Origin of the sequence: Clostridium sp. OS1-26, from assembly GCF_030915445.1 — a bacterium.
Classification (GTDB): Bacteria; Bacillota; Clostridia; order Clostridiales; family Clostridiaceae; genus Clostridium_AM.
Genome location: NZ_CP133264.1, coordinates 2,417,427 through 2,432,717, shown reverse-complemented (window position 1 = coordinate 2,432,717; position 15,291 = coordinate 2,417,427). Strand labels below are relative to the sequence as shown.

Sequence of the window (15,291 nt, the reverse complement as noted above, 5' to 3'; positions counted from 1 at the left end):
AAAATGGCTGGGATAGCAGGATTCGAACCTACGAATACCAGAGTCAAAGTCTGGTGCCTTACCGCTTGGCGATATCCCAATGTTTAATTTGTTTACCACACATTTATAGATTATAATACGTTATGGTAATATTGTCAACAACTTTTGATAATTTTTTTCATTTTTTTTATAAACATATATTTACTCTTAGCTTAAGCACTTTTTCTACTTTTATTCATATATTGATTATATGAACAATTTTATTGGAGAACGACATGTTTTTCTCAATAAAGACTTCCACTTCATCAAATGAACTTATAAAATTATACAGTGATATTATTAGTTTCTTTCAACTTATAGGATTTCCAACCATAGATGTAGCTTTTCAACTTATAAGATTAAGAAAACCTTTAACCACATATTTTAAAATAAAGAAATTTGGATAATATAACTTATATTAAGGATAATAAATTTTATAAACAAAAGAAGGTGATTCATATGTTTAAAAAAATTCAATATAATTCTCCTGTAATACTAACATTTACATTCTTAGCTTTTGTAGCATACCTTTTAGGCAAAGCTACAGCTGGAGCTTCAACGAGATATCTCTTCACAAACTATAAAACTTCTATAACTGATCCACTGCAATATATACGTTTATTCAGCTATGTATTTGGTCATGCCAATTGGAGTCACTTTTCTGGAAACTTTTTAATTGTACTTCTTGTTGGTCCTATGGTTGAGGAAAAATACGGCTCTAACAACTTAATAGAAATGATGGTTTTCACGGCGCTTATAACCGGAATTATTAATACTTTATTCTTTCCAACTGCCCTCCTTGGTGCTAGTGGAATTGTTTTTATGTTAATATTATTAAGCTCTTTTGCTAACACTGAATCCGACAAAATTCCATTAACACTTATTTTAGTAACAATTTTTTTCCTAGGTAGAGAAGTATTAGATGCTATTTTTGCTGTAGATAATATTTCTCATTCCGCTCATATAATAGGCGGTTTGTGTGGAGGTGCCTTTGGATATCTAAAAAATCGAAGGAGAAGACCTGCTGAATCTTGTAATTCTAAATAAAAATAAATCTAAAATTACTTATCCGATGACTATCCGCTCTAATACTCCCATTTTTTTAATTAGGAGTAAAGAGCGGCTACATCCCTGGATTCGTTCAACTAAGAATTAGATGAGGTTACCCCCCATCTGATTTAAGTTTCACTTTATTTATGCTATATAGTTGTGATATACTATAGAATTGAGCATTGCCTCATACCACTTGGTATGAGGCTTAATTTTGAAAATAGGAGGTTAAAGTCCTAAATGGACTTTAACGGGTAATTTATGAGCGGAGCGAATGGGATTAATTACCCCGTGTTCCGACTGAAAGGAGGAAACTGTAGTGAAAGTAAAAAAACTTGTTAAAATAGCTATAACTGCCGCTGTTTACACTGTTGCAACATTAGCAATTGCTCCTTTAAGCTATGGGGCTATTCAATTTAGATTGTCTGAAGTTATGACTCTACTTGCATTTATAGATCCAGTTTATATCGTTGGTCTTGGATTAGGATGTGCTATATCGAACCTTTATAGTCCATTAGGTATAGTTGATGTAATAATAGGTACAAGTGCGACACTTGTAAGCGTATATATGATTAGTAAAACTAAGAATTTACTTATATCTACACTTTGGCCAACCATTATGAATGGTTTAATTGTAGGAGCTGAACTATTTTTTGTCCTAAACCAACCATTTTGGTTGTCTACACTATATGTGGCTTTAGGAGAGTTTGTAGTTGTAACCTGTATAGGCTACCCTTTATTCAAGCTTCTTTTGAAAAGGGAAGATATTATAAAGATTTTGAAATATAACTAATTATAAAAAATATAGATGAAGGACACTATTTTCCTTCACCTATATCTTTATCCGATGTCTACGACTCTGGATAACGCCTTCTAAGTGCTAAAGACACTAAGAAGCCTTAAGAAGCCTGTTTATAGTATTTTATTACATTCTATCAATATTAAAAGAACCTCTCTCTAATACTGATTCTATTTCTATTGGCGGAAAAGGCTTGCTAAAATAATATCCTTGAATTCTATTACATTCTTTCTCCATAAGAGATTTTAATTGATCTTCAAACTCTACACCTTCCGCGGTAACATCTAAATCCATTCTGTGAGCAAGCTTTATTATCTCATATGTGATAAGTTCTTCATAAGAATTTTTGCATAAACCATCTATAAAGCTTTTATCAAGCTTTAATGTATTAATAGGCAAACTCTTTAGATAATTTAAGGAAGAATATCCTGTTCCAAAATCATCAAGAGCAATTCTTATTCCCATGCTTCTCAATTCATTAAGTATTCTCAAATTAGATTCAATAGTTTCCATCATTACGCTTTCTGTTATTTCCAGCTCTAAATATTCTGGTCTAGTTCCTGTTTCACTTAGAATTTCTTTTACATTGTCAAGAAAATTTCTATTTTGTATCTGTGTAACCGAAACATTTACTGAGATAAATTCATAATCGTACCCTTTACTTTTCCAATTCTTATTTTGTAAGCATGCTGTTTTTAATACCCATTGTCCTATTGGAATAATCAATCCTGTTTCTTCAGCTAGCTTAATAAACTCATAAGGAGATACCCATCCAAACTTTTTGCTATTCCACCTTAACAGTGCTTCTAAACTTACTATCTTTCCCGTTTTGATATCTACTTGAGGCTGGTAATGCAAAGTAAGCTCGTCATTTTTTATAGCAGTTCTCAGTTCTTTCTCCATCTCTGTTTTTCTTGATATTTCATCATACAGCGACTTTTCAAAAAACATATAAGAATTTTTACCAAGCTCTTTAGCCTTATTAACTGCTATCTCTGCACTTCTTAAAATCTTATCAAAGTCTTGTCCATCCTCTGGAAAAACTGCTATTCCTATACTAGCCGATACAAAAAACTCTTTTTCATCTAATTGCCATGTGCTATTAAGCAATTCGGACATTTTACTGACTGTTTTCAAAACTTCTTTTCTATTTTCCACACCATATTGAACAATCAAAAACTCATCTCCACTAGCCCTTGAAACTATGCAGTTCTTTTTTAGAAGCATCTGCAGCGACCTTCCTATTTCCTGCAATAATTTATCACCATAATGATGACCAAAACCATTATTTATATTTCTAAAGTTATCTAAGTCTATATACATAATAGCTAGTTTTGACGAGTCATTTTCGTCGGAATATTGAATTATTTCTTTCTGTATATAATTCCAATTTGGCAAACCGGTTAGTGGATCATAATATGCCATTTTTTCTAATTCATCATATTGGTTTCTAAGCTGTTGCTCCGCTGCTCTCAGTTGCTGATAAACTCCTGAAAGCTCTAAATAACTTTCGCTTAATTTCTTGTTTGCTTCTAATTCATTTAAGTGCCTGCATCCCATTTCTTCTAGCAACTTACTAATTTTCAAAATAAAGTCTGTAATTGGTTTGATTTCTTTTTTTGAAACTACTGGAATCTCCTTGATTGTCTTTAGATATTCCTCTTCATTAAAACCTAATTCCAATGCTTCATTTTTAAAATATTCCATATTAGGCTCTTCAAAAAACATCTGACTTGTAGAAATAATGGCAACAGGAACTTCATTAATTATTATTGGAACTACTATTTGCACTAACCCATTCTTACATTTATGGATTACATAGTCTTTTCCCTCATTAAGTTCCTTAATTATAGCATCTTGAGATTCCCTGCATCTCATCTTTGTTATTTCATTTACCCTATAAAAATCGCAGCATATTTTGCTGCTAGTAATACTTGTAAAATCATCATTTTTAATTTCTTTTATGGTATATCCGATTCCGGTTATTGAGCGAAAACTTTCAATTAAGCTATTTAAATGATTTATATCCACAAGCTCAGAAAATTTGTATTCCACATAAACACCAGCCTTTATTTGTTCCATTTTGTGTAAAAACTCCTGATTTATTAATTATACTCTAAAATTTTAAATTTTATAATAAATTTTTTGAATCAAATGTATTTTACTCCAAAAAATTCAAAATAATTTAATATAAATATGCATTTATGTATATTTTACCATACTATATTATGTTTGCATATTAAAATCAGGTTATTTTTTGTCAAAATTTAAAGGTAATAATTATATATATTATAGTACATATAATTATTACCTTAAAGCATCTCAGTTAAGAATTTCCAGTACCTTTCTGGCATATAACTTTTTTGAAGTTTTCTATTTTTTCTGTTTTCTATTGTAACTGAATTAAAATACTGTTTCCACAATTTCTCATAGACTACATCATTGCTATTTAAAAATAAATTTTCACCATCAGCTTTTAACATATCGACTATTACCCATTTTTCCTTATTATATAAGGCAGCTATTTCCCTCTTCTTATCATGAATAATAAAATTCTGAGAAGAAAATCTTTTAGAAAAATGAGGCATAATTAACTGAAGTATATTATGATCAGGCTCCATAGCTGCGTAATATACATTACTAGCTAGGAACTTAAACCTTATAAAACCTAACATTCTATGAGCTTCATTTGTAACCTTATTGCTTATTTTATGTACAGATAAAACTATATTGTTATGCATATGCAAATTTATATCTTTTCCTATTTTAAATGCTAGTTTTAAATACCTATAAATTAGAGTGCTAGACTCTTTTAATTCAGATAAAAAAACATAAAAAACATATTTTAACACTTCATGAGAAAGCTTATCTTTTATAGCGTTATATACCTTATATGCTTTTTCTTTATTTGTATTAATGTATATTGGCTCTATAAAAAAGTCTGGTAAAAAATGCTCTTTCCTTAAAATCTGTTCAGGCTTTTCCTGCATATAATAGGATTCATAAACTGCCGTAAGTAAGCCATCAAAGCTTCCATCATATATATAACAAATCATTGAAGCCCTCCTTGTTCATTATTAGATAGTTCAAGTGAGTAAAAGATTCATCGCAAAGTCAACAACCACATATATTAAATTTCTCCGGTAAAACTAGTTAAAGCATCTTGTGGTTTATATAAGGCTGGAGTTTCTGAAAAAAATGATAACTGTTTGTAATTAAGCTTTTCTTTACTTATTATTTTATCTTCAATTTTTTCTCGTATTGTCTCTTCTTTAAAAGAAGTCTCTCCATAGTACTTTCCTTTGCAGGTTATAAAATATTTCGCTCTTTTTAAAACTACACCTAGTTTTCTTAAATCTTCAAAACTTAAAAATTGTACTTTTCTTATCTTTATTATCCTCATAGCTGATCTTACCCCTATACCAGGCACTCGAAGCAGTGTATTATAGTGTGCTAAATTTATTTCTATAGGAAAGTTCTCTAAGTGTCTAAGTGCCCAATCGGTTTTTGGATCTAGTTTTATATCAAAATTAGGATTAGTATCATCTAAAAGCTCTTTTGCTGAAAAACCATAAAATCTTAAAAGCCAATCTGCTTGATATAGCCTGTGTTCTCTTATTAATGGAGGATTCTTTATATCAGGTAATTTTGCACTTTTCACAACTGGAACATAAGCTGAATAATAAACTCTCTTAAGATTGTAATGATTATATAAGTTTTCGGATAATCTCATAATTTGCAAGTCACTCTCTGGTGTTGCTCCAACTATTAATTGACTGCTTTGCCCCGCTGGAATAAACTTAGGTGCTTTTTTATAGATCTTTCTCTCTTCTTGTAAGATAGAAATTTCCCTTCCTATAAAAGACATAGGTTTAAGTATTTTTTCCTTATTTTTTTGTGGTGCTAAAAGCTTCAAACTGTTATTCGAAGGAAGTTCAATATTTACACTCATTCTATCTGCTAACATACCAGCCTTTTTTATTAGAGCTTCATCAGCACCTGGTATAGCTTTTAAATGAATATATCCATTAAATCTATATTCATTTCTAAGAATATCTGCTACCTCTGTAAGCAACTCCATTGTATAGTTGGCGTTTTTAAAAACTGCAGAGCTTAGAAATAATCCTTCTATGTAATTTCTCCTATAAAAATTTAAGGTTAAGTCTGCTATTTCCTTTGGAGTAAAGAAAGCTCTTTCTATATCATTAGATACTCTGTTGACACAATAGACACAGTCAAAACTACACTGATTTGTTAATAAGATTTTTAAAAGAGAAATACACCTTCCATCTGCTGTAAAACTATGGCATATACCACTTTCATACCCATTCCCCAATCCACCTTTAGTATTCTTTCTGTTACTTCCACTTGAAGAACAGGATACATCATATTTAGCAGCTGATGATAGTATTCTTAACTTTTTCAATATATCCATATACACGCCTCCATACCATATAAGCATAATTATACCAAACATATGTTCTTATGTAAATATTATTCCAAATAAAAAGGTTACTTATACAGAGGGGCATTAAAAACCCTTCCTTATAAGTAACCCATTATAGTAATAACCTTGTATATACTAGTCAAATTTTAAATCTTTGAATTTATCTCCAAATAATTCTCCCAAGCTTACTCCAGATTCTTGTGTATCAACATATTTTTCAAAATCCTCTTTTGGCTTTTCAGCTGAATCCTTAATACTTAAACTCATTCTTTTTGCCTTTGGATCAATGTCTAATATTTTCACTCTAACCTTATTTCCTATATTTAATACGTCTGAAGGCTTTAAGATACGTTCCTCAGATATTTCTGAAATGTGCACTAGTCCTTCTACTCCTGGTTCTATCTCTACAAAAGCACCAAAGTTTAAAAATTTAGATACAGTTCCATCTACCACACTTCCAACTTTATATTTATCCTGAACATTATTCCAAGGATCTTCGCTTACATCTTTTAATGCTAAGGAAATTCTATTATTTTCTTTATCTACATCTAAAACATAAACTTCAACTTTGTCTCCGATTGAAACTACCTCAGAAGGATTTTTAACTCTTTTCCATGATAGTTCAGAAAGATGAATTAATCCATCTACTCCACCTAAGTCAACAAATGCTCCAAATTTAGTTAACCTACTTATTACACCATTTCTTTTTTCTCCAGGTTTAATTTCACTCCACAAACCTTTCTTTTTAACTTCTAACTCAGCACTTTCTACTTCTCTTCTTGATAAAACTATTCTTTCTTTAACTCTATCGAGCTCAATTACTTTTACTTTTAATGTTTTTCCTATAAACTCATTTAAATCCTTTACATATGATACTGAAAGTTGTGAAGCAGGTATAAAGGCTCTAATCCCCTTTATATATGTAACAACTCCACCTTTAACAACTTCTTTAGCAGTCACTTCAAAAGTGTTATTATTTTTAAGAGAATCTTCAAGTTCATCCCATACCTTTATTTTATCTGCTACTTTTTTCGATAAAAGGATATTTCCCTCTCCATCGTTCATATTTGATACATAAACATAAATTTCATCATTTTCCTTTAAGACGTCTTTAGGGCTTATTTCTGAATCTTCGCTTATTTCGCTTCTAGGCAATATCCCATCTGACATATAGCCTAAATTTATTATAGCTTCATTATCTGTTACTGAAATAACCTTTCCTTTTATAACCTCTCCACTTCTCACTTTTTTCATTGAAGACTCAATGTCACTTATAATCTCATTCATTGAGTTTATTTCATTATTATTAACTGACATATAACTCATCTCCTTACACATTCATATATATAAGATTTGCTGTTCATTTATTTTTATTCTACCATAAATAATAACTTTTGGATAATAAAGAAAAGCTATTGTATGATAATTTCATTCATCACACAATAGCTCACTTTTCCCTGCATAAGTCTGATTTTCATTATTACTTAAATCATATTTTGATAAGCTTTATATCCTAAAATACCTTCAGCGTTTTTAACTGCTCTTACTACAGCCTGCTCAACAACATTTGCAGCTAGAAGTCCCACAACATTTATATCTGCATCTGTTTTTCCAGTCGCCATGGTGAAAATAGTGTCTCCATCAAATATAGAATGAGCGGGCCTCATAGATCTTCCATATCCATTGTGTGCCATAGATGCTATTTTGTTCATTTCTGACTTTGAAAATTTCGCATTTGTTACAACTACTCCTATAGTAGTGTTTCCGCTAAATAAATTTTTCTTTTCGCTGTAATTATCTATCATTATCTTTTCTGTGCTTGCAAAATTCTTTTTATCCTTATCTAAAACTCCTGCAATAATTTTTCCTGTAGCTGGATCAATTACATCTCCAAGACAATTAACTGCAATAACTGCACCTACTTTAAGATCTCCAACCTGAAGGGCATAGCATCCAAGTCCACCTTTCATCGAATACTCAGGACCAAGTATCTTGCCTACCGTTGCTCCTGTTCCAGCCCCTATATTCCCTTCCTTGCACTGATTTAACTCTGCATTTACACATGCTTCATATCCCATATTTTTGTCTGGCCTTATTTTATAATCTCCTATAACTAAATCAAAGAGCACTGCTGAACACACTATAGGAACCTTTGTAACAGTAACATCAAACCCTATATTTCTTTCTTCTAAGTACTGCATTACACCACCGGCAGCATCCAAACCAAATGCACTACCTCCAGATAGAACTACAGCGTGAATTTTATCTACTAAATTTACTGGATCAAGTAAATCTGTTTCTCGAGTACCCGGTGATCCTCCTCTTACATCTACACCAGCAGAAGCTCCTTCTTCACATATTACTACAGTACACCCAGTAGGACCATTTAAGTTTTGTGCGTTACCAATCTTTATTCCGTCTATTTGATTGAATAATATTTCTTGCATTTTTACCTCCTATTGTAAATAACACGAACTCTGTTAATTAATATTTTACGCTTAGTGCTATCCTAAAGTAAATACTTTAATTAATGCTATAATTACCCCTGTAATTCCTTCTCCTCCAAGAAGACCCGATGATATAAGAAGTCCATTGTCATCTGCCTCCGGTTTTATTTTCTGTACTATAAACTTTAACAATCCTCCTATGAAGGCAGCTGTTGATATAAACATAGGTAAATATATTCCTATCCCAACAGTCATTACAGGAACTCCTAACATAAATAGTATTGTCCCTATAATAAGGCCTGCAATAAACGCATTAAAGTTTGGTAATCCAGAAACCATAGTAGAAACTGCATAAGCCTGAGGTGCTACTAATTCCGTTCCTGGTCCCATATTTCCATAAGCTCTATGCATAACAAATAGAACAGCAACCGACACCACAGCACCAACCAAACCTCCTACTGTCTGAGCAATTAATTGTGCCTTTGGATCAGTTTTTAAGATATATCCAGCTTTATAGTCCTGAAGAGCATCTCCCGCAAGACCACAAGCTACTGCTATAACACCAGCTACTAAAAATGCTTCAATAGGTCCAACATTTACTATAGCTTTTACCAACAGTAATACTAGTATTCCAAATATCTCCATAGGATTGATGCCAGTCTGGCCTGTTATCGTTGCAGCCATCGATGTAGTAATCCATACACCAAATATAGTTATAATACTTGGAACAAGCTTCATTTCAGTAAATACGGTCAACATAAATGCTATTACAGCGAAAGCTATAGGAGCCCATTTTAAATTTATGTTATTATCGCCAGCCTTCCCTTTAAGCATTGGTCCAAATATTTCTTTAGCTTTAGGAAGAATTCCTTTTAATAGAACGCCTATACCTGCGCCTACAATAAAGCCTATTCCTAAGCTATCTTTAAACGCAGTAGCAGCGGCTACATCTTTGAATATTCCCTGGGCAACACCTACTGGGATTATAACAAAATAGCTTAATATTGCACCTAAAAACCATGTTCCCATGTACAATGGACCAATTATATATCCTATACCCACTGCCATTGGCGACACCCATACTCCGAAAAATATATTCTTAGCTGCAAGAGAAGTTGATGTTATAGCTGCTGGAATTTTACCAAAATAATCCCTTATAGCTGTAAATATTGCAGTGATCCCTAAGGTTATAAACAAGGTTTTAGCTTTGTTTCCGCCCTCATCTCCTGCAATTAGAGTTTGTGAAGCAGCTATTCCCATTGGAAAAGGAAGTTGTTCCTTTTCTATAAAATATTTTCTTATGAGAAGTGTAAATATCAATGCTAATATTGTTCCAGACAAGGTTACCATTAATAGAGACACAACGCTCACAGCTGCATTTTTATTTATCATCCATATACCTGGAATTGTAAAAGCTAAGCCACCTGCAACAAGCCCACCTGCTGACATAGCTGTTGCTGCTACATTTATTTCATTTAAATTTGTCTTACCTAACCCTTTTAAAACTGCCATAGATAAAATTGCAACAAAAATAGTAGGCCAAGGAAGTGCTCCCATTCTCAATGCTACATACATTGAACTCAATGTGATTATAAATGCTCCTAGTGCTCCAATTATTAAACTTCTTACTGTAAGCTGCTCTTTATAACTCTGTGCATATCCTATATTTTGGCCTTTACTTTCTTTCACATTACTCCCTCCATAAGAATTGATAAAGTAATTTCTATACCTATGCACACCTCCTGAATCATTCTGTATGGTAGAACCTAATTTACTATAGCAGAATATATTTATGCATATATATTTATATGATTTGAGCATTTCAAATATTACCTTTTGCCTAATAAATACAATAAGTTGCTTCTAAATTAGATAAATAAAAAACCCCACAAACATTTACGAGGTTTCTAACTGTTATATGATTAAATTCTTTAATCTTCATATCCCCAATACTTTTCTGCTTCCTCTTCCATCTTTGTGAGCCTTTTATAATAGTCAGGGAATTCATTCAAATGAGCAAGTGTAATTTTACCAGTCAAAATGAAGTCGTCATTAGTAATATTAGTAAATGGATTTATCCTTCCATGTTCTAATTCAACATTCAATCCAATTCTAAACTGCTCTAGGTCAAATTTATCAAACTTTATATTAAGATGTTTAGCAATCCATAAAGCTTCTTCAGTAGTAAAGCTTTTCTTATACGAAAGTTCTCTTAAACTATCTTCATAACCTCTCATAAATGGCACTAGCATATAAGGAATATAGTACATAGAATTTCTTAACATATTAAAGTAAGGACATTGGCACATATAAATCCTCCATGTAAAATTTTAATTATAATGTTATTCTATGCATTAAGTATTAATTTGCCATTTAATTCACTTGTTATAATTAAAATCTATTTTCTTTCATACTCAATTTTTCCGTCAATCATAGTCATATCAACTTTAATATCAAGTATCTTATCCTGAGGGTATGATAGAATATCCTCAGAAAGAACAACCATATCGGCTAATTTGCCAACTTCAATACTACCCTTAATCTTTTCTTCATAGCTGGAATAAGCTCCATTGTAAGTATAAAGTCTAATTGCTTCCATCATAGTAATCTTCTGAGTCTGGTCCACTGGCTCATTTGTTACTCTGTCAGTTCTATTTACACATGCATCTAATATAGACATTGATTCTACAGGGCCTGACGGTGCATCGCTTCCGATTGAAACCATAACACCTATATCAATCATACTTCTTAATGCTATAAAATATTTTATTCTATTACCGTAGAACCTAGTATAATTTCTCCCATTCCAAGCTATCATTCCAGGGTTTGTGCTAGGACAAATGTTTAACTTAGCCATTCTATTGATAAGGTCCTGGTCTACAATAGCACAGTGTTCAATTCTATGTCTAGCTTCAGTCCTCGGATTTGTTTCAAATGCTTTTTCATAACCTTCCAACATAAATTCGATAGCCAAATCACCAACGGCATGTGCCGATGCCTGACACCCAGCGTCATTTATACTTTTTATATATTCAGCCACTTCTTCTCTTTCCCACCCAAGAATACCAGGCATATCAGGATCATGACAGTAAGGTTCTCTTGTTGCACAGGAAGGTCCGCTTGTTCCTCCATCTATCATGAATTTACAAGTACCAATTTTAAAATGTTCGTCTCCTAGTCCACTTTGAAGCCCTAGTGAAAGGAAGTGTTCGTTGTCCTCAAGAGAAACAGGCTTTCCAAAGATACTGTGAAGCATCATATACTCTCTAATCCTAAATTCTCTGGATCTACAAAGGCTCTGCATAATATGATAAGAAGGCTTATCACATTCCCCTGCATCATGCACGGAAGTTATTCCATTTCTAAGGAGCAAATCGTTTGATTTCATTGCAGCGGCCCTTTGTTGTTCATCAGTGTACACTACCTTACTCCAAATATAAAAATGTGAATGATCTTTAACCATACCAGTTAGTTTACCATTTTCAACCACAACCTCGTCCTGTGCAAATTTTTTTGCATCCTCGAAAGTATATATTCCAGCTTGAGTAAGAGCAAGTGTGTTATACATACAAATATGCCCGCACATTCTCATGCACTGCACTGGGTTATTTGGAGCGGCTTCATCCATTTCCTCTATTGTTATGTGTCGCTTTTCTTCAACTCTATTTTGATCATAGCCCATCATAGAAATCCATTCGCCAGGCTTTCTCTTTGCAGCAGCTTTTTTAATTAACTCAACAATATCCTTAATGGATTTACAATTAGGATATCCCGTATTTATAATTGCAGCATCTTCTGTATTTCCAAAGAATCCGTTTAAAATAGGATGATAATGTGTATCAATAAATCCAGGAGTCAAAGCACGTCCTTTGAGATCAATAACCCCAGTAGTACTGTCAATAATTTTTTCTAATCCTGCGTTATCTCCTACATATACTATTTTATTGCCTTTTACAGCCACTGCTTCAACAATTTCGTCTCTTTCGTTCACTGTTATTACTCTTCCATTCTTAAAAGCATAATCAGCATACGAATAATCAAAAATCATTATTAAACCTCCCAGTAAATATTTTTATTTTGATACATTCATCTCTATTTCTTTTTTGCCATCCTTAAATGCTTTTGCTGGTAATACATACATTATTATAATCATAATTACTATTGATAAGAGAATTCCGGTACTTTGGGCATTTAGAATTCCAAAAAGCTTTACCTTATATCCAAATGTCAATATTATTGTAAGTGCTACACCTGATATCGCTGAAACCGAAGCTGCTGCCACTGTAGGACGATTTGAAAATATACCGAAAAGTAACGGTGCAGTAAGAGATACAGACATTAATGTATAGAAAATTGAAAGTGCTGTTATAATATTAGGAAGTAGTAATGCCATCCCAACTCCAAGAATCCCAGAGACAAAAGTAACATATCTACTCATTCTTAATAATTCAGTATCGGTAGTCTCAGGTTTTATAAAGGTCTTATATATGTCATTCGTAAAAGATGTAGTTAGCATATATAAAACTGTATCCGCCGTACTTATTTCAGCGGCAAAAACCGCTGCCAAAGCTATTGCCGATACCCAGAAAGGCAGTAATTCTTTCATCGCTGTAGGTAATGCCAAATCCTGAACAGTTAAATGTGGAAACAATGCAAAGGTACACATACCAAGTATTGCAGGAATGAAAGCAAAAATGAATTGAACTATTGCATTATATGTTGTACCCTTTCTTACAGTTGCTGTGTCTTTAGATCCAAATACTATTCCAATTAAGCCAGGTGATATAAAAAATGAAGGAGTTAACATAAAAAAGTACCCTATTATAACAGTTGCACCTAATCCAAAGAAGCTAAAATAACTATTTGTTTTAGCAACATTTCCTAAGTTTGCTGCCACCAATGTGTGTAATCCGCCTAATCCTCCAACATGAATTAGTGCAAAAGGTACAGCGATTATGAATCCTGTTAAAACTACTACTAATTTCAATATCCCTACATATGCAGCTGATACTAGCCCTCCAAATGCAAAGTATACGGTAACAACTAGAGCACCAATAATTATTCCAGTGATCTTAGGTACACCAGCAGTGACATTTAATATCCACGCAACTCCCATAAGTTGACCAGCAAATAAAGCTAGAGTTCCTATTGCCATCATAGTAGAGAAAACACCTTTAAATTTTTTTGAATATCTTCTGTCTAAAAAATCTCCAGCTGTAAGCAAATTATATTTCGTAGATAATTCCCAAATTTTAGGGCCTACTATAAATGCAAGAACCATACTCCCTAAAGCAGACATTATCATCCACCAAACTGCCGATATACCCGACGTATATGCCAACCCAGTAATACCAACTGTAGATCCTGCTCCAATATTTCCTCCTATTAATGTAGCAAATAATAGTCCAGAATTAAGCTTTCTTCCAGCTACTATAAAATCATTTCCACCCTTTACATGTTTAGAAACAGCTACACTTATTAGTATCAATGCTATACAGTATAATGCAATTGCTACAATATATCCGTTCATACAAAAACTCCTTTCTATAATCTTTAAATTTTTTTAATATACTAATCCGTCCTTAAACTTTCATAATTTAAATAACTTCTTTTGCTTTTATAAGGTTAAGTAGCACAGTATTTACTGGAGTTTTTACAAAATGTTTCATCCCCTCCCTAACAATTGCACCATTTATCGTTTCTATTTCAGTCTTTCTTTTATTTAAAATATCTTGAAGCATTGAGGATTTATTTCCTGATGTATTATAAGCAACTTGCATAACTTTCTCTATAGTTTCTTCTTTATTAAATTTAATTCCTAAAGCTTCCGCCACATCTATTGCTTCTTCTATAGCTAATTTCATAAGATATTTGGTTTCACCAATATCTAATAACCTTCCATTCTCTATTTCTAGTATGGCAGTGAGGGCGTTAATTCCTACATTAACTATAAGCTTTGACCATATAAGCTCCATTACATTATCTGAAATATTAGTATCAAAACCAGCTCTTTTTAAAGCTGCAGCAATTTGCTCTATGCTATTATTTTTATTATTCTTCAACCATCCTATATGTGTAACTCCATTTCCTGCATGCTTGATATTGCCAGGTCCAAGCATAGTAGCCCCATGTGCAGTAGTTCCTGCTATTATATTTTCACTTTTAACATACTTTTCTATTTGTTCAATATTGCCATAACCATTTTGTAAACTCATCACTAAAGTGTTGCTTCCCAAAATTACTTTATTATTTGCTAGCGCCTTTTCTGTTAATATAGATTTCACAAAAATGATTGCCAAATCAACAGATCCTATTTCTTCTGCCTTAGAAAAAGCTTTAGGATATACTACGATTTCATCTTCTCTTTCTTTTATTATCAAACCATTACGATTTATTTCATCTATATGCGATTGCCAAATATCTACTAAGTATACATCTTCTCCGGCTCTTGAAAGATATCCACCATATAAACTTCCCATAGCACCAGCACCTATTATGGCTATTTTCATAAATGATACCCCTCCGATTTT

Annotated in this window: 13 protein-coding genes and 1 tRNA gene; 3 read left to right on the top strand and 11 right to left on the bottom strand. The window is 32.5% G+C overall.

The features are described from left to right. Nucleotides 1–4 precede the first annotated feature (4 nt). Nucleotides 5–79, bottom strand: a tRNA-Gln gene (locus tag RCG18_RS11855). Nucleotides 80–254: 175 nt separating this feature from the next. Between RCG18_RS11855 and RCG18_RS11850 the strand changes: the two genes are divergently transcribed. From RCG18_RS11850 to RCG18_RS11840, 3 genes are all read left to right on the top strand, one after another. Beyond that, a complete protein-coding gene (locus RCG18_RS11850) occupies nt 255–425 on the top strand; it encodes a hypothetical protein (protein WP_308041488.1) in 171 nt (56 codons plus the stop codon). Nucleotides 426–477: 52 nt separating this feature from the next. Beyond that, nucleotides 478–1,065: a rhomboid family intramembrane serine protease gene (locus tag RCG18_RS11845; RefSeq protein WP_308041487.1), complete on the top strand. Its 588-nt coding sequence runs from the start codon at nt 478–480 to the stop codon at nt 1,063–1,065. Nucleotides 1,066–1,387: 322 nt separating this feature from the next. Next, nucleotides 1,388–1,861 (top strand): QueT transporter family protein, encoded by a 474-nt coding sequence (locus tag RCG18_RS11840; RefSeq protein WP_308041486.1) that lies wholly within the window; start codon nt 1,388–1,390, stop codon nt 1,859–1,861. Nucleotides 1,862–1,993: 132 nt separating this feature from the next. On the opposite strand, the gene RCG18_RS11835 is transcribed toward RCG18_RS11840, so the two are convergent. The 10 genes from RCG18_RS11835 to RCG18_RS11790 all read right to left on the bottom strand — a co-directional run bounded on the left by RCG18_RS11835 (nt 1,994) and on the right by RCG18_RS11790 (nt 15,270). Further along, nucleotides 1,994–3,949, bottom strand: coding sequence for an EAL domain-containing protein (locus tag RCG18_RS11835; RefSeq protein WP_308041485.1), 1,956 nt, complete (start codon nt 3,947–3,949; stop codon nt 1,994–1,996). A gap of 230 nt (nt 3,950–4,179) precedes the next feature. Then, nucleotides 4,180–4,923 (bottom strand): TIGR03915 family putative DNA repair protein, encoded by a 744-nt coding sequence (locus RCG18_RS11830; RefSeq protein ID WP_308041484.1) that lies wholly within the window; start codon nt 4,921–4,923, stop codon nt 4,180–4,182. Between the two features lie 74 nt (nt 4,924–4,997). Then, entirely contained in the window at nt 4,998–6,302 is a 1,305-nt protein-coding gene (locus tag RCG18_RS11825) for a putative DNA modification/repair radical SAM protein (protein WP_308041483.1), read from the bottom strand. A gap of 147 nt (nt 6,303–6,449) precedes the next feature. Further along, on the bottom strand, nt 6,450–7,631 hold the full coding sequence (gene rpsA / locus RCG18_RS11820) for a 30S ribosomal protein S1 (protein ID WP_308041482.1): 1,182 nt from the start codon (nt 7,629–7,631) through the stop codon (nt 6,450–6,452). 167 nt (nt 7,632–7,798) lie between these two features. Continuing rightward, nucleotides 7,799–8,761, bottom strand: a complete 963-nt coding sequence (locus tag RCG18_RS11815) for a P1 family peptidase (protein WP_308041481.1) — start codon at nt 8,759–8,761, stop codon at nt 7,799–7,801. A 57-nt stretch (nt 8,762–8,818) separates the two neighbouring features. Continuing rightward, nucleotides 8,819–10,450 (bottom strand): OPT/YSL family transporter, encoded by a 1,632-nt coding sequence (locus RCG18_RS11810; protein WP_308041480.1) that lies wholly within the window; start codon nt 10,448–10,450, stop codon nt 8,819–8,821. 242 nt (nt 10,451–10,692) lie between these two features. After that, nucleotides 10,693–11,070, bottom strand: a complete 378-nt coding sequence (locus RCG18_RS11805; RefSeq protein WP_308041479.1) for a DUF5661 family protein — start codon at nt 11,068–11,070, stop codon at nt 10,693–10,695. Nucleotides 11,071–11,159: 89 nt separating this feature from the next. Next, nucleotides 11,160–12,809, bottom strand: a complete 1,650-nt coding sequence (locus RCG18_RS11800; RefSeq protein WP_308041478.1) for an amidohydrolase — start codon at nt 12,807–12,809, stop codon at nt 11,160–11,162. A gap of 24 nt (nt 12,810–12,833) precedes the next feature. After that, complete coding sequence (locus RCG18_RS11795) at nt 12,834–14,291, bottom strand: sodium:solute symporter family protein (protein ID WP_308041477.1); 1,458 nt, start codon at nt 14,289–14,291, stop codon at nt 12,834–12,836. 67 nt (nt 14,292–14,358) lie between these two features. Then, entirely contained in the window at nt 14,359–15,270 is a 912-nt protein-coding gene (locus tag RCG18_RS11790; RefSeq protein WP_308041476.1) for a 2-dehydropantoate 2-reductase, read from the bottom strand. Between the last annotated feature and the right edge of the window lie 21 nt (nt 15,271–15,291).